The organism is Staphylococcus sp. Ze2, from assembly GCF_048568365.1.
Taxonomy (GTDB): domain Bacteria; phylum Bacillota; class Bacilli; order Staphylococcales; family Staphylococcaceae; genus Staphylococcus; species Staphylococcus xylosus.
In genome coordinates this window covers 2,286,664-2,303,663 of record NZ_CP183486.1, presented here as the reverse complement: position 1 = coordinate 2,303,663, position 17,000 = coordinate 2,286,664, and the positions used below count along the sequence as shown (strand labels likewise).

11 protein-coding genes are annotated in these 17,000 nt (G+C 32.4%); 9 read left to right on the top strand and 2 right to left on the bottom strand.

All coding sequences use genetic code 11. The features are described from left to right. Positions 1–191: 191 nt before the first annotated feature. On the bottom strand, positions 192–1,568 hold the full coding sequence (argH, locus tag ACM591_RS10775; protein ID WP_418354379.1) for an argininosuccinate lyase: 1,377 nt from the start codon (positions 1,566–1,568) through the stop codon (positions 192–194). Then, on the bottom strand, positions 1,558–2,763 hold the full coding sequence (locus tag ACM591_RS10770; RefSeq protein ID WP_029379174.1) for an argininosuccinate synthase: 1,206 nt from the start codon (positions 2,761–2,763) through the stop codon (positions 1,558–1,560). The genes argH and ACM591_RS10770 overlap by 11 nt, the downstream gene beginning before the upstream one ends. A 339-nt stretch (positions 2,764–3,102) precedes the next feature. On the opposite strand from ACM591_RS10770, the gene ACM591_RS10765 reads away from it, so the two are divergent. The 9 genes from ACM591_RS10765 to ACM591_RS10725 all read left to right on the top strand — a co-directional run bounded on the left by ACM591_RS10765 (position 3,103) and on the right by ACM591_RS10725 (position 16,979). After that, positions 3,103–4,434, top strand: a complete 1,332-nt coding sequence (locus ACM591_RS10765; protein WP_038678222.1) for a glucose-6-phosphate isomerase — start codon at positions 3,103–3,105, stop codon at positions 4,432–4,434. A gap of 475 nt (positions 4,435–4,909) precedes the next feature. Then, positions 4,910–5,485, top strand: a complete 576-nt coding sequence (locus ACM591_RS10760) for a TVP38/TMEM64 family protein (RefSeq protein WP_029379172.1) — start codon at positions 4,910–4,912, stop codon at positions 5,483–5,485. A 4-nt stretch (positions 5,486–5,489) separates the two neighbouring features. Then, a complete protein-coding gene (lepB, locus tag ACM591_RS10755; protein WP_029379171.1) occupies positions 5,490–6,008 on the top strand; it encodes a signal peptidase I in 519 nt (172 codons plus the stop codon). Positions 6,009–6,026: 18 nt separating this feature from the next. Continuing rightward, entirely contained in the window at positions 6,027–6,620 is a 594-nt protein-coding gene (lepB, locus tag ACM591_RS10750) for a signal peptidase I (protein ID WP_029379170.1), read from the top strand. 326 nt (positions 6,621–6,946) lie between these two features. Further along, the gene (gene addB, locus ACM591_RS10745; RefSeq protein ID WP_418354378.1) at positions 6,947–10,414 is read left to right on the top strand and encodes a helicase-exonuclease AddAB subunit AddB; all 3,468 of its coding nucleotides are present in this window, start codon (positions 6,947–6,949) and stop codon (positions 10,412–10,414) included. Beyond that, positions 10,411–14,067 carry a helicase-exonuclease AddAB subunit AddA gene (gene addA / locus ACM591_RS10740; RefSeq protein WP_326025680.1) on the top strand — a complete coding sequence of 1,219 codons (3,657 nt, stop codon included), beginning with the start codon at positions 10,411–10,413 and terminating at the stop codon, positions 14,065–14,067. Before addB ends, addA begins: the two co-directional genes overlap by 4 nt. A gap of 25 nt (positions 14,068–14,092) precedes the next feature. Further along, entirely contained in the window at positions 14,093–15,229 is a 1,137-nt protein-coding gene (locus tag ACM591_RS10735; protein ID WP_099265848.1) for a DUF418 domain-containing protein, read from the top strand. Between the two features lie 224 nt (positions 15,230–15,453). Continuing rightward, positions 15,454–16,359: a fumarylacetoacetate hydrolase family protein gene (locus ACM591_RS10730; protein ID WP_418354377.1), complete on the top strand. Its 906-nt coding sequence runs from the start codon at positions 15,454–15,456 to the stop codon at positions 16,357–16,359. Positions 16,360–16,589: 230 nt separating this feature from the next. Next, positions 16,590–16,979: a YisL family protein gene (locus ACM591_RS10725; protein WP_029379165.1), complete on the top strand. Its 390-nt coding sequence runs from the start codon at positions 16,590–16,592 to the stop codon at positions 16,977–16,979. Positions 16,980–17,000 lie beyond the last annotated feature (21 nt).

Genomic DNA, 17,000 nt, shown 5'->3' with positions numbered 1-17,000 from the left:
AAAAAACTTAAATTGAAAATAGTATTTACAATATTCTAATTTAAACTATAAAAAATTAATTTAAACATTACATACAATCAATGAATTCATTAACAATGTTTTCACTACTTAGAAATATTGTGTTTGAATTGTCATACAAAAAAGCACAGATACACCTATATAACTATAGATAGGGCATCCGTGCAAATATTCTAATTTAAGTTTTGTTTTATAATTTCTAATTGTTTTTTTACAGCTTCTTGTCCTGTAGAACCGTGACTTATTCTACGGCTGATACAATTTTCAGGTTTTAAATAACTGTAGATATCTGGTTCAATGCTTTCGTGTGCGCTTTGATATTGTTCTAAAGGCACATCTAATAAATAGACGTTATGCTGAATAGCCCAAAGTACTATTTTACCAACAATTTCATGAGCATTTCTGAAAGGAACCCCTTTATTGACTAGGTAATCAGCAAGTTCTGTTGCATTAGAAAAGTCATTGTATACAGTTTCTTGTAAATGCTCTACGTTTACTGTCATTGTGTCTATCATACCTTCAAAGATACGTAAAGAACCTTTTAGTGTATGAACTGCATCAAATAGACCTTCTTTATCCTCTTGCATATCTTTATTATATGCTAAAGGCAATCCTTTAAGTGTCATTAACATACTCATTAAATTACCTGTTGTACGTCCAACTTTACCTCTGATTAGTTCGGCCATATCAGGATTTTTTTTCTGTGGCATAATTGATGAACCAGTTGAAAATGCATCTGATAATGTAATAAAGTTTGCTTCTGCAGATGACCAGAAAATAATTTCTTCTGCAAAACGTGACAAGTGAACCATTGTTAATGAAATATTATGCAGTGTTTCAACTATATAATCTCTATCGCTAACGGCATCCATACTATTCTCATAAACAGCAGAGAAGTCTAACAATGACTGCGTTTCGTGACGATCTATTGGATAAGTAGTACCACTTAACGCAGCAGCACCAAGTGGAGAGATATCAATTCGTTTCAAACTATCTTGAAAACGTGATTTGTCTCTTTCTAGCATCCAATAGTACGTCAAGATATGATGCGCAAATGAAATAGGTTGAGCTCTTTGTAGATGTGTATAACCAGGCATGATTGTGTCTACATGAGACTCAGCAATTTTTACAATTGTCTGTTGAAACGAAATAATTAAATCAATTAATTGAGATACTTCTGCTTTTGTATATAAATGCATATCAGTTGCAACTTGGTCGTTTCTGCTACGTCCTGTATGTAATCTACCGCCAGCATCACCAATACGTTTTATTAATTCATGTTCGATATTTAAATGAATATCTTCTAATGAAACATCAAGAGATAAGTTACCTTGTTCATAATCAGCTAAAATTGCATTTAAACCTTCAATAATTTGTTTGCAGTCTGAATCAGAAATAATATCTTTTTTGGCTAACATGGTTGCATGAGCAATACTACCTTGAACATCATATTTAATTAATGTTTTATCAAAGTGTATAGAAGCATTAAATTCATCAACCCATGCTTCTGGTTGCTCACTAAATCTACCACCCCAAGCTTTACTGCTCATCTTTATATCCGCCATGTAACATTGAGTTTACTTTAGTTGGTAAGCCAAAGATATCAATAAAGCCAACTGCTGATTCTTGATTAAATGCATCTTCTTTTGTATAAGTAGCCAATTTTTCATTATAAAGTGTATGTGGTGATTTTCTGCCATTAACAGTAGCGTTACCTTTATATAATTTAAGACGTACATCGCCAGTTACATGTTCTTGAGTACTATCGACAAATATTTTTAGGCTATCTGTTAAAGGTGAGAACCATAAACCATTATAAATTTGTTCTGAGAATTGTTTTTCAATTACTGGTTTAAAGTGTGCAACATCCTTAGTAAGTGTAATTGTTTCAAGTGCTTTATGAGCATTGACAATTACTTCTGCAGCTGGTGTTTCATAAACTTCTCTCGATTTAATACCAACAAGTCTATTTTCAACATGGTCGATTCTACCAATTCCATGTTTACCAGCAAGTTTATTGAGTTCTAAGATAAGTTCGCTAAGTTTATAAGGTTTGCCATCTAGCGCAGTTGGTATACCTTTTTCAAATGAAAGTACAATTTCATCAGCTACATCCGGTGCATCTTCAAGTTCGTTTGTTAAGTCAAATGCATCCTTTGGAGGTGCAGCATAAGGATCTTCAAGTATGCCACATTCGTTACTTCTTCCCCATAAATTTTGGTCGATAGAATAAGGAGAATCATGTTGGATTGGAACAGGGATATTATGTTTGATTGCATAATCAATCTCTTCTTCACGACTCCAAGCCCATTCTCTTACTGGTGCAAAAACTTTTAGTTCTGGATCTAGGGCTTTAATTGCTACCTCGAAACGTACTTGGTCATTACCTTTACCAGTACAACCATGGGCAATACCAACTGCGTTTGTCTTGCTCGCAATTTCAACTAATTTTTTTGAAATTAAAGGTCTTGATAATGCAGAAACTAAAGGATATGTACCTTCGTACATTAAGTTACCTTTAATTGCGTATGACACGAAATCTTCACTGAATTCTTCTGTAGCATCAATGATATGACATTCGATTGCACCCATATCGAGCGCTTTTTGATGTACTAAGTCTAAATCTTTACCTTCGCCGACATCTAAACAACAAGCTACGATGTCATAACCTTTATCTAATAACCATTTTACTGCCACACTTGTATCTAAACCACCTGAATATGCTAATACTATTTTCTCTTTCATAAGTTACACCTCAATTGAATTTTTATAATTTATTAATAAGAATTTGATATTGATTAGTATAACAGAAAACAAATGAAAATAAAACCATTTTAATACATAAATATACAAAAAAATAATGTCGTTCTTTTTGTTTTTATTGTTTATCGTTGTTTTAAAAGGTTTTTTGGACTTTGGGGATAATTGTTTTATGTATAAAAAGTTGAATATTAAATTCCGTTTATTGAGTGGTTTAGCATTTTAATAGTTAACTTTTCACTATAATATAGGCTAGTTGTTTGAATACTCAAAATAAACTTAGTAAAATAATGATGAAATTAAAAACACTGGAGGCAATTCAAAATGACTCATATTCAATTAGATTATGGTAAAACTTTAGAATTTTTCGGCGAACATGAATTACAGCAACAAAAAGATATAGTTAAGTCAATTCACAAAACAATTCATGAAGGAACTGGTGCTGGTAGTGACTTCCTTGGTTGGATTGATCTTCCTGTAGACTATGATAAAGAAGAATTCTCGCGTATTTTAGAAGCTTCAAAACGTGTCAAAGAACATTCAGAGGTGTTTGTAGTAATTGGTATCGGTGGCTCTTATTTAGGTGCACGTGCAGCTATCGAAATGCTAACATCAACATTTAGAAATAGTAATGAATTCCCAGAAATCGTCTTCGTAGGTAATCATTTATCTTCTTCTTATACACAAGAGTTAATTGATTATTTAGATGGTAAAGATTTTTCAGTGAATGTTATTTCTAAATCAGGTACTACGACTGAACCAGCAGTTTCATTCAGATTATTTAAACAATTATTAGAAAATAAATATGGTAAAGAAGAAGCGAAAAATCGTATCTTTGCTACAACAGATAAAGAAAAAGGTGCGTTAAAGCAACTTGCAACGAATGAAGGTTATGAAACATTTGTCGTACCTGATGATATCGGTGGTCGTTATTCAGTATTAACTGCAGTTGGTTTATTACCAATCGCTGTTGCGGGTATTGATATTAAAGCAATGATGGAAGGTGCAGCAAAAGCACGTCAAGAATTGTCTTCTGAAGACTTAGAAGATAACATCGCGTATCAATATGCAACGATTCGTAACGTTTTATATGCAAAAGGTTATGACACTGAAATGTTGATTAACTATGAACCATCAATGCAATATTTTAATGAGTGGTGGAAACAATTATTTGGTGAATCAGAAGGTAAGGACTATAAAGGGATTTATCCTTCTAGCGCTAACTATACAACTGATTTACATTCGCTTGGACAATATGTTCAAGAAGGTCGTCGTTTCTTATTTGAAACAGTTGTGAAAGTTAATAATCCTAAACATGATATTACTATCGAAGAAGACAGTGATAATTTAGATGGTTTAAATTATTTAGCTGGTAAATCTATAGACGAAGTAAATACGAAAGCATTTGAAGGTACATTATTAGCTCATACTGATGGTGGCGTGCCTAATATTGTTGTTAATATTCCTCGTTTAGATGAAGAGACATTTGGTTATATCGTTTACTTCTTTGAATTAGCATGTGCTATGAGCGGTTATCAATTAGGTGTTAATCCATTCAACCAACCTGGAGTTGAAGCATATAAACAAAATATGTTTGCATTATTAGGTAAACCAGGTTTTGAAGATAAAAAAGAAGAATTGGAAAAACGCTTATAATTTTTCAACATAGTGTTATATCTCGTATAAATAGTTGATGTTAAATTTATATTTTGAGTAGGCTGGGACAATTAATTGTCTCAGCCTTAATTATTATATAGAGATAGTGTGACATGGGCTGATGCATAAGATGCGACTCAGGTAAGTTTTTATCCCTTTCAACTTTAGACATCTTAATCAAGGTAGGAAGATGAAACTTTTTTAATAAATTAGATTCCTTTCTTATTCTCTTTTATAATACAAATACATACGACCGTTTCGTAACTCTAGTAAATCAAAGTTCATATTACAATAGTAAGACTTTGATCAACCTTTAGAATTAATGCTCATTGAAAGCGTGGATAGTCTTTCAATTATGGTTTCAAAAGCATGTCGTTCTTAAGACTGATTTATATTATATGAAACGCTTTATAGTTTTAAAAAAACAACTTTACACTTATACTTATAATGAATAGTGATGACGAGGATGGGTTTGATGACAGAGGAACAAGTACAGTATTGGTTTGATATATTCGGGAGTTTAGGATACATCGCAGGATTTCTATTGCCATTTATTGAGGCTTTTATTCCTATTTTACCAATCATTGTGTTTGTAATTGTAAACGTTAATGCATTTGGTTGGTTCGTTGGTACCTTATTAGCTTGGTTAGGCACTGTGGTTGGAAGTTATATTGTATTCTTATTTTTTAGAAGGTTAACACATACAAAATATATGCAAAAAATTCAGCAACGGACATCAGTTAAACGCTTAATACATTTTATTGATAGAAAAGGGGTTATACCTATTTTTATCTTAATGTGCTTTCCGTTTACGCCAAGTGCTCTAGTTAATATTGTGGCAAGCTTATCGCATATTAAAGCGCATGCCTATCTAATTGTACTAATAGCATCTAAATTTATAATGATTGGCCTTGTAGGTTGGTTAGGTAACGATATTACAACACTTTTTACTAATCCGATAAGGCTGATAACAATAGTGATAGTAATTGCTATAGTATGGTTCGTTGGTAGAAAACTAGAGAAACATTTTATGCATTCGTCAGAGGAGTGACAACTTGCGAAAATTATTAAAACATTTGATTTCCATAATATTTGCGCTTATTATTGTACTATTGATTCAGGCATTTGTGCTTACAGGATCAGTTATAAAAGATGATAAAATGGCCCCAAATCTAAAACAAGGTGATCGTGTTATTGTTAATAAAATAAAAACGACATTTAATTTTTTAGATAATAATGATATTATTATGTATCGTAATGGAAAAGAAATCCAATTTAGTAGAATTATTGGAAAACCTGGACAATCTATTTCATTTAAAGACGGCTCATTGTACAGAGATGATAGAGAAGTGAATGAACCATATACAAATAACAGCATCAATAACTTGTCACTTAGAAACATCAAAGGTTCTGAAAGTGATATTATTCCGCCGAATGCTTATTTTGTACTTAATGATAATCGTGATAATAAAAACGATTCTAGAACATTGGGTTTCGTGCATGAGAAAGATATCATTGGCAACACAAGTTTAAGGTATTATCCGTTTGAAAAATTTACAGTGACTTTTAATTAAATAAACGAGGTGAAGGAATTGAGAAAAGAAATCGTAGAATGGATTGTGTCCATCGTTGTAGCAATAGCTTTAGTATTGCTAATTGTTAACTTCGTGGGGAAATCATATACAGTTAAAGGTGACTCTATGGATCCTACATTAAAAGACGGAGAACGCGTTATTGTCAATTTAATTGGACAAAGATTTGGAAATGTTGAAAAAGGCAATGTGATTGTCTTCCATGCAACTAAGGATAATGATTATGTCAAACGTGTTATCGGTACAGCTGGGGATAACATTGAATATAAAGAAGATAAGTTATTTGTTAATGGTAAAAAAGTAGATGAACCATACTTAGATTATAATGAAAAACATAAAGATTATAATTATATAACTGGTAGTTTTACAACAAAAGAAATGAACGAACAATCTGAAGGTACAGATAATGTAAAAGATAAAAATAAAATTCCAGAAGGTAAATTACTTGTACTTGGAGATAATCGTGAAGTAAGTAAAGATAGTCGTTCGTTCGGTTTAATTGACGAAGACCAAGTTGTTGGTAAAGTGTCATTTAGTTTTTGGCCGTTAAGCGAAATGAAATTTGGATTTAATCCAGACACAAAATATGAATAATAAAGCAATGAGCGTAGGGCAATGAAATTTTATTAATCAAATAAGATTTCATTGCCTTACTTTATTAATAACGTAAAATATCTAAAATTAGAACAACGTTTATTGATTAACAAGAATATTCATAATGCAGTTACTTTTGTAAAGAGTATAGAAAGAGGATCGAGATAACTATTTGTGTCTCGGGCCTCTTTTTATTATAAACTACAAACACATCATTAAATTTATAGTAAAGTCATATTTTAATTTGTTCGACATTCAAGGTGTAAGAATAGTTATACACAACCATATATATGTTAAAATGTGAGTCAAAGGAGTTGGCGTAAACCATGGAATTAAATGCATATATCGGCAGAGCAGGCACAGGTAAATCGAAAACAATAATTGAAGAAATTAAAACAGCAATGCGAGAAGATCCATTAGGCGATCCTATTGTCTTAATTGCGCCTACACAAAATACTTTTCAGCTTGAACAATCATTCGTAAGCGATGAATCATTAAATGGTAGTTTGAGAACAGAAGTTTTACACTTTGAACGATTAAGTTATCGTGTGTTCCAGGAAGTTGGTGGTTTGATAGAACAACACTTATCTAAAGCAGGCACTGAAATGATGATTTATGACATCATACAACAACATCAATCAGAATTGAAACTATATCGTTCTCAAGTTAAGTATTATGGATTCAGTGAAAAGCTCTATGAACAAATACAAGATTTTAAAAAATATGCAGTAACGCCTCAACAATTAAGTGATTATATTTCAGAAAATGACTTACAAACAAGAACAAAGCATAAATTACAAGATATTGCCTTAGTTTATAAACATTTAGAAGATAGAATTGACGGCACATATGTATCCACTGAAGATAGTTTACAAAGATTCATTACGATGATGGATCAATCTGAATGGTTAAAACGAGCGGAAATTTATATTGATGGCTTTCATAACTTCTCGACATTAGAATATCAAATTATCCGTAGTTTGGTTAAATACGCTAAAAAAGTTACGGTCGTATTAACAACTGATGGTGATAAAGATATGTTTAGTTTATTTAGAAAACCTTCGGAATCACTGACACACATAGAAGAAATTGCGAACGATCTCAATATACAATTACATACGAAGCGTTTTGACGAAGTATATCGCTTTGATAATGCTGACCTAGCCAACCTAGAACGTAATTTTAATGCATTACAATTTGAGCCTACAGTTGCAAATGGCGATATAGCGATTTTAGAAGCGAGTGGGATGAGAGAAGAAATAAATGAAGTTGCTCGCCGTATTTTAAGAGAAACACGTGAGAAAGGTTATAGATTTCAAGATATAGCAATTTTATATAGAGATGAAGCTTATGCCTATCTCATGGAATCAATCTTGCCACAATTCGGCATACCGTATAACATCGATGTGAAGCCGTCAATGACACATCATCCTATAATGGAAATGATAAGATCACTGATTGAAGTAATACAGACCAATTGGAATTTTGATCCGCTTATGCGACTCTTTAAAACAGATATTCTATCGAAGAAATTTAAAGATAGTAATTACTTGATAGATATATTAGAAAATTTCGTTCTAGAACGTGGTATTTATGGCAAACGCTGGTTGGATGAAAAATATTTTGATATTGAGCAATTTAGAAAAATGGGGCTAAAACGTCAACCATTATCAGATGAAGAACGCGAGACCTTTGAGCGTGTTATTCAAATGAAAACAGATGTTATCAATAAAGTGATGTTATTTGAAGAAAGTATGAACCGTGCAACTACAGCTATTGAATTTGCCACTGCTTTCTACGAATCGATGGAAGCATTCGACTTACCAAGCCAATTAATGACTGAACGTGATACGTTAGACTTTAACGGTCAACATAGAGCTGCTGAGGAAATTGACCAGATATGGCATGGCTTTATTCAAACGTTGGACGACTTAGTTACGGTATTTGGTGAGCAAACAATGTCTAAATCGCGTTTTCTTGAATTGTTTGATATTGGCTTAGAACAATTAGAATTTGTTATGATTCCTCAAACGCTTGATCAGGTAAGTATTGGTACTATGGATTTAGCAAAAGTAGATAACAAACAACATGTATATCTAGTAGGAGCGAATGATGGTGTTATACCACAAACCGTTTCATCTTCAAGTTTAATTACAGACGACGAGAAGAAATATTTCCAAGAACAATCCTCTATAGAATTAAGTCCTACAGCGGATATATTGCAAATGGATGAAGCATTTGTATGTTATATCGCAATGACGCGTAGTTGTAAACAGGTTACGTTTTCATATTCGCTTATGGGTTCTAGTGGAGATCAAAAAGAACCGAGTCCATTTTTAAACCAAATTCAACAATTATTTACTAATCTAGAAATTCAAAATATAAATCATCAGCATCAAGCACAACCACTTACTTTAATGGAACATCCACATCAAACTAAAATTGCTTTATTTGAATCGTTAAAAGCTTGGTTAGATGATGAAATTGTTGCAGAAACTTGGTTAGATACATATCAAGTGATGCGAGACGATGAAAGCTTAAATGATGGTTTAGACTACTTATTAACTGCTTTAACTTATGATAATGAAACGGTTCAATTAAACGAATCATTATCTAAAGAATTGTATGGTTCTACGATTAACGCAAGTGTTTCTAGATTTGAAGGCTATCAAGCTTGTCCATTTAAACACTTTGCATCACATGGTTTACGTTTAAATGAACGTACAAAATACAAGTTAGAAAACTTTGATTTAGGAGATATCTTCCATCAAGTGTTGAAATTTATCTCAGAAAAAGTAAATGGTGATTTTAAGAATTTAGACCCCAAAAAAATTCATAAGCTAACAGTTGAAGCATTAAGTGAAATATTGCCTGAAGTCCAATTCAACTTATTAAATTCAACAGCTTATTACCGTTATTTATCTCAACGTATTGGTGCAATTGTAGAAACGACTTTAACGGCATTAAAATATCAAGGTAATTATACTAAATTTACACCACAACGATTTGAAGCTGGTTTTAGAAGAAAACCAAGAGATAATAGTGAATTATTAGCTGAACCGTTACATACAAAACAAGGTATACCTATAAATATACGTGGACAAATTGATAGGATAGATACGTATAAAAATGGGGAAGAGAGTTTTGTAAATATTATTGACTATAAGTCATCTAAATATAGTGGTACGTTGGATTTAACAAAAGTTTATTATGGTATGCAAATGCAAATGATGACATATATGGATATCGTACTTCAAAATAAATCACGTATAGGATTAACAGAACTAACTAAGCCTGGTGGGCTATTATACTTTCATGTACATGAACCGCGCATTAAACTAGCATGGAATCAATTGTCGGAAGAAAAAAGAGACTCTGAATTTATCCAGTCATTCAAATTGAGCGGCTTACTAAATAGTGATAAATCAGTATTAGATGCTTTTGATACTAGACTGGAGCCAAGTTATAATTCTGATATTGTGCCTTTAGGAATGAAAAAGGATGGCGGTATTAAGAGTAATAGTAAGGTTGCAGACGAGGACACCATTTACAAATTAATTCATCATAATAAACAAAACTTTATTGAAACGGCATCAAATATCATGGATGGACATACAGAAGTGGCACCAATGAAATACAATCAGACTTTACCGTGTGATTTTTGTAGCTATAAATCAGTCTGTCATGTAGACGGTATGATAGATAGTAAACGCTATCGTACAGTTGACGAATCTATTGATCCATTAGAAGCAGTGCAAAATGTAGTTTTAGAAAGTGAGGACGATGGAGAATGAGTCAAATACCAGTGAAACCTGAGAATACGAGATGGACAGATAACCAATGGAAGAGTATTTATGCAAAAGGTCAGGATATACTTGTTGCGGCTGCCGCAGGTTCTGGTAAAACTGCCGTATTGGTAGAGCGCATTATACAACGTATTATTAAAGATGAAATTGATGTGGATAAACTGCTTGTTGTTACATTTACGAATGCAAGTGCGAGAGAAATGAAACACCGTGTAGACCAAAGGATTCAAGAAGCCTCAAATGAGGACCCAAACAATACACATTTAAAGAATCAGCGTGTGAAGATACATCAAGCACAAATTTCTACGTTACATAGTTTTTGTTTAAAATTAATTCAACACCACTATGATGTACTAGATATTGATCCTAACTTTAGAACAAGTAGCGAAGCTGAAAATATACTGCTACTTGAACAGACAATAGATGAAGTGTTAGAAAAACATTACGACCAACTTGATCCTAATTTTATTGATCTAACTGAACAATTATCTTCAGATCGTAATGATAATCAACTGCGTAACACTGTTAAAGAAATGTTTTATTTTAGTGTGGCAAATCCAAATCCAACAGCTTGGTTGAATCAGCTATCAGCACCATATGATGATGTTACAAAGCAAGCAGATTTATTAAAATTATTAAATGATTTAGCTATGATTTTTATGAATTCTGCATTAGAAGCGTTGAATAAAAGTTATGATTTATTCATGATGCTTGAAGAAGTAGATAAGCAAGTTGAAGTGTTAGAAAAAGAGCGTCGTTTTATTGCTCAAGCAATGGAAGGTGGTACGTTAAACACACAAGTTATTGCAGAACACCAGTTTGAAGCACGTTTTCCAGCTAAGAATAAAAAAATAAAAGAAGCCAATGAAATGATGTTAGATGCATACGATGATGGAAAAAAACACTACGATCAATACAAAGCATTGGTGACTAAGGTACAAGAAGATTATTTTTCACGTAATGCTGAAGATTTAAAAATAGATATGCAGCGCTTAGCGCCTAGAGTAGCATATTTAGCACAAATAACAGGGGATGTAATTGAGCTATTTAATCAGAAGAAGCGTAGTAGAAACCTACTCGATTTTTCAGATTATGAACATTTTGCATTGCGCGTATTGATGAACGAAGATGGTACACCATCAGATATTGCTGATATGTATCGTGAACAGTTCAAAGAAATACTTGTCGATGAATACCAAGATACCAACCGTGTACAAGAGCAAATTATTGCATGTATTAAACGGGGTAACGAGACAGATGGAAATTTATTTATGGTAGGTGACGTTAAACAATCTATTTATAAATTTAGGCAAGCAGATCCTAGTTTATTTATAGGGAAGTATAATCGTTTTACATTAGATGGTTCAGAGAATGGTATGCGTATTGATTTATCGCAAAATTTCCGTTCTAGAAAAGAAGTTTTGACTACAACGAACTATTTATTTAAGCATATGATGGATGAAGCGGTTGGAGAAATCGTCTATGACGATGCTGCCCAACTTTATTATGGTGCTACTTTCGATAATGAGCCACATAATGTCCAGTTGAACATGTTAGTTGAAGATGCTTCTTCGGACTTAAATGGTTCAGAACAAGAAGCAGAATATATTGTTCAACAAGTGGAAAAGATTATGTCAGAACATGAGATTTATGATATGACAACTGAGCAGTATCGTAAACCAAGTTATAAAGATATTGTCATTTTAGAACGTTCTTATGGCCAGGCACGCAAGATACAACAAGCGTTTAAAGATCATAACATTCCCTTTCATGTAAATAGTAAAGAGGGATACTTTGAACAGACTGAAGTTCAACTCATATTATCTTTCTTAAGAACAGTAGATAATCCTTTACAAGATATTTATTTAGTTGGGCTTATGCGTTCTGTAATTTATCAATTTACTGAGGATGAGTTATCAAATATCAGAGTATTTAGTCCAAATGATGATTATTTTTATCAATCGATACAGCACTATATAGCCAACAACGCTGCTAATAAAAAATTAGTCGTTAAACTCGAATCATTCTTGAAAGATATTGAAATGTATCAACACTATAGCCAAAGTCATCCTGTCTATCAATTAATTGATAAGTTTTATAATGATCATTATGTTATTCAATATTTTAGTGGCATCATTGGTGGTAAAGGTAGACGTGCAAATTTATACGGACTGTTCAATAAAGCAGTAGAATTTGAAAATTCTAGTTTCCGTGGATTATATCAATTTATTCGTTTTATAGATGAATTGATCGAGCGAGGTAAAGATTTTGGTGAAGAAAATATTGTCGGACCAAATGATGATGTTGTGCGAATGATGACCATTCATAGTAGTAAAGGGTTAGAATTCCCATTCGTCATTTATTCTGGATTATCAAGACGTTTTAGAAGAGATGATTTACACAGACCAGTAATCTTAAATCAAAGCTATGGTTTGGGTATGACCTATTATGATGTTGATAGTCGCTTGTCTTATCCATCGTTATCCTCCGTTACGTATAAAGCGATAGCCGAAAAAGAAATGGTATCAGAAGAAATGAGGTTAATCTACGTTGCATTGACACGTGCTAAAGAACAATTGTTTTTAATAGGGCGCGTAAAAGACGAAAAAGAATTAACGCAATTTGAACAGGTTTCAGTGTCGCAGACGCATTTACCCGTGAGTTATCGTTTAACCGCGCAACGACCAATTGATATGATTTATCCAATATTGGCTAAATATCAATCTACATCGCTGCCAAAAGAATTACGGTTTGAAGCAACAATCAATGACATTGATGACTCAATGAAGCCTTTTGTACAGTTGAAAACAGACTTCTATGAAGATATAGCATCAGAAATCGTTATAGCTGAAAGTGAACAACGTACGTTAGTGGATATACAGTCTGCTCAGACTAATAATGATGAGCTTAAGGCGCAGATTCATAAACAATTAAGTTTTAAATACCCACATCAAGTAGCGATTGAAAAGCCATCAAAACAATCCGTATCAGAACTGAAACGACAACTTGAAACAGAACAAGCTGACACTAACTACGATAGAGTTAGACAATACCGAATTGGCTCAGCTTCATATGATAGACCAGGATTTTTAAGACATACTACGAAACGAAAAGCAAATGAAATTGGTACGCTTATGCATACGGTAATGCAACATTTACCGTTTAAAAAAGAAGGGCTGTCTCGTAGTGATGTGGATGTACTTATCAATCAGTTAATAGACAAGCATATTATTGACGAAGATGCTAAAAACGATGTTCGATTTGAAGATATTTATCAGTTTATTGAAAGTGAATTATATTCAACGATTGCTATGAGTGAACGTATATATCGTGAGTTACCCTTTGTCGTCAATCAAGCTAAAGTAGATCGTATTGAAAATATGGAAGAAGATGCTTCTATTATACAAGGTATGATTGACCTTATATTTGAGAAGGATGGCCAATATTACTTTGTAGATTATAAGACAGATGCCTTTAATAGACGTCGTAATATGTCAGACGAAGCAATAGGTGCACAGCTAAGAGAACGCTATAAGGTTCAAATGGAATACTATCGAAACACTTTAGAAACTATACTGAAAACAAATGTTAAGGGCTATTTATATTTCTTTAAATTTGGACAACTTTCTATTGATGAATAAAACTAGACTATAAGGGGTGCTTGTTGTGTCATCGCAGCAAAGGTTATATGAAATAGATGCATTACGTGGATTAAGTTTGCTAGGTATTATTTTAATGAATATATTAGTTTTTAGTTTTCCGTATGAGGAGAGTGTATTGTCTGATGTTGTGCACGGGTTCGATGCTACTTTATTACATGGAATTACTTTATTAATTATTGGTTCATTTTACCCAATTTTTACGTTTTTATTTGGTTATGGCTTGAGCATTATGTACGACAATTGTCAGATGAAAGGTATTAACTATTACCCAATAATACTTAGAAGATTAATTTTTCTTATGATTATGGGTGTGTTACATGGATTTTTTGTGTTTTCAGGAGATATCTTATTTGGCTATGCATATACAGGGTTAATAGCGGTGTTGTTTATTAAATCTAAAGCCAAGCGTTTAATAAAAGCAGCAATTATCTTGTTTATCCTAAAAATTTTATTGCTAGTTATACCATTTGTAGTATTTTCTTTATTAAATGATCCATATACCCAGCATAATTTTAGTGGTGTATCCTTAGCTAAATTGATAGAAATTAAACAACAAGGACTTTATACTGAATTTCTGAAAATAAACGCACTAGAAAATTTATATAATGTGCTAGATGTTGTGACAGGATCTGCCTATTTGGAATTTTTACCGTACATTCTCTTAGGTATAGCTGCACAAAAACTAAAACTAGTTAAGAAAATTCAATTACGAAAACAAAGTGCAATTAAATGGGGAATAATATGCCTTATTACAGGTTATATAGTTAAAATACCTTTTGCACTTGATTTCTCAAATAGTGCGTACCAAAATATCAATATTGTTGGGGGCCCAATTGTTGCTGCTGGCTATATATTAATTTTTATTGCTATGTACCAAAGTGCACATCTTGCAAAGGTGCTCAAAGTATTTACATATCCAGGTAAATTAAGTCTATCTGTATATTTAACCCAGAGCATTGTCTTATCAATTGTATTTTTAGGTATAGGGGGAGGTTTATATAACCAATTGTCACTATACCAATCTTATACCATTGCATTACTTGTTTATGGCCTACAACTTGCAGGCTGTTACTTCTATTTAAAATATTTTAAAATGGGACCATTTGAATGGATATGGCGAAAGGTCACTTACCTTAAATAAATTAGATTACTGTTCTACTCTCACTTGTTAATTTTAAAAATTGTTTTCTAATATTTAAAAGGAAAAATAATAAGTTGAAGCTGTAATCAAATTTTACATGCAACAAATAAATGCGTTTTCATTGAGTTCAGGAGAATTTTTGTAAGCGCTAGTTATTTATTTGTTATTTATGGGTAAATATAGTTATAATATGTAATAAGATATAGATGAGGAGCTGATATTGAATGAAATTCCTATCATTCAGACATGAAGGACAGACATCTTATGGTGTGAAAGTTAAACGTGAAGAGGCTGCATGGGACTTGAAAAAAGTTTTTGCAGATTTTGCTGAAGGCGAATTCCACCCGAAAACATTATTAAACGGACTTCAACAAAACCAAGTTGTCGATTTTCAAGAACAAGTTCGTAAAGCTGTTGTTGCAGCAGAAGATAGTGGCAAAGGTGACGATTATAAAGTACTATTTAGTGAAATAGAGTTTTTACCGCCAGTCACGCCAACAAATAATGTGATCGCCTTTGGACGTAATTATCAGGATCATGCTAGTGAGCTAAATCACGAAGTTCAACGATTATATGTGTTTACAAAAGCTGCTTCGTCATTAACTGGTGATAATAGCACGATACCTAACCATAAAGATATTACTGAACAGTTAGATTACGAAGGTGAACTTGGTATTGTAATCGGTAAATCTGGTGAAAAAATTCCTAAAGGTTTAGCACTAGATTACGTATATGGTTATACTATTATTAATGATATTACAGACCGTAAAGCTCAGAATGAACAAGACCAAGCATTCTTATCTAAAAGTTTAACTGGTGGTTGCCCGATAGGTCCTTATATTGTTACAAAAGATGAATTACCTACACCAGAAGATGTGAACATTGTTACGAAAGTAAACAATGAAATCCGTCAAGATGGTAATACAGGTCAAATGATTATTAAAATAGATGAATTGATAGAAGAAATTTCTAAATTTGTGGCACTACATCCAGGGGATATTATTGCGACTGGTACACCAGCAGGCGTTGGTGCAGGTATGAATCCACCTAAATTTTTACAACCAGGTGATGAGGTTAAAGTTACTATCGATAATATTGGTACATTAACTAATTTTATTGCTGATAAATAAAAATATTAAGATAATATAAAGTGCGGGTATATGTATCAAAAATTAAATTTTGATTTGTATCCCGCTCTTTTTACTTAATCTTTAGTAGAGTTATATAGAATTCTTTTTGAAAAATTAAGTGATTTTAAGTATGATAAGGTAAGTAATCTTTTGATTTTATAATTAAAAGACTACAATATACTTCTGTTTTATATACTTTTGAAGTGAAAAATGTGTGGGGGTTATATTATATGTTACATATGCATATAGCAAGTTGGGTATTATTAATTATTTTATTTTTTGCAGCTTACTTTAACTTTTCTGAAAAACAAGGTGCTTCACCTTATTTTAAACCAATTCATATGGTTTTAAGATTATTTATGTTACTTGTGTTAATTTCAGGTTTTTGGGTATGGATTCAATCATTCTCATCTGATAACGCAGGTGGACATATGTTACTGACATTGAAAATGATTTGCGGTGTAGCAGTCGTTGCATTGATGGAAGTGACAATTACTAAACGTAAAAAAGGCCAACCAAGTCATAGTTTGTTATGGACTACTGTTGTAGTTATCATCCTGACTATCATTATTGGTATTATTTTACCGATGGGGCCAATTACACAAATGTTTGGTTTATAAGTTATATAAAAGAGGCTATGA

Excerpts from the sequence above, each read along its gene's own strand:
- argH (WP_418354379.1), bottom strand. The coding sequence starts at position 1,568 with ATGAGCAGTAAAGCTTGGGGTGGTAGATTTAGTGAGCAACCAGAAGCA.
- ACM591_RS10770 (WP_029379174.1), bottom strand. The coding sequence starts at position 2,763 with ATGAAAGAGAAAATAGTATTAGCATATTCAGGTGGTTTAGATACAAGT.
- ACM591_RS10765 (WP_038678222.1), top strand. The coding sequence starts at position 3,103 with ATGACTCATATTCAATTAGATTATGGTAAAACTTTAGAATTTTTCGGC.
- ACM591_RS10760 (WP_029379172.1), top strand. The coding sequence starts at position 4,910 with ATGACAGAGGAACAAGTACAGTATTGGTTTGATATATTCGGGAGTTTA.
- addB (WP_418354378.1), top strand. The coding sequence starts at position 6,947 with ATGGAATTAAATGCATATATCGGCAGAGCAGGCACAGGTAAATCGAAA.
- addA (WP_326025680.1), top strand. The coding sequence starts at position 10,411 with ATGAGTCAAATACCAGTGAAACCTGAGAATACGAGATGGACAGATAAC.
- ACM591_RS10730 (WP_418354377.1), top strand. The coding sequence starts at position 15,454 with ATGAAATTCCTATCATTCAGACATGAAGGACAGACATCTTATGGTGTG.
- ACM591_RS10725 (WP_029379165.1), top strand. The coding sequence starts at position 16,590 with ATGTTACATATGCATATAGCAAGTTGGGTATTATTAATTATTTTATTT.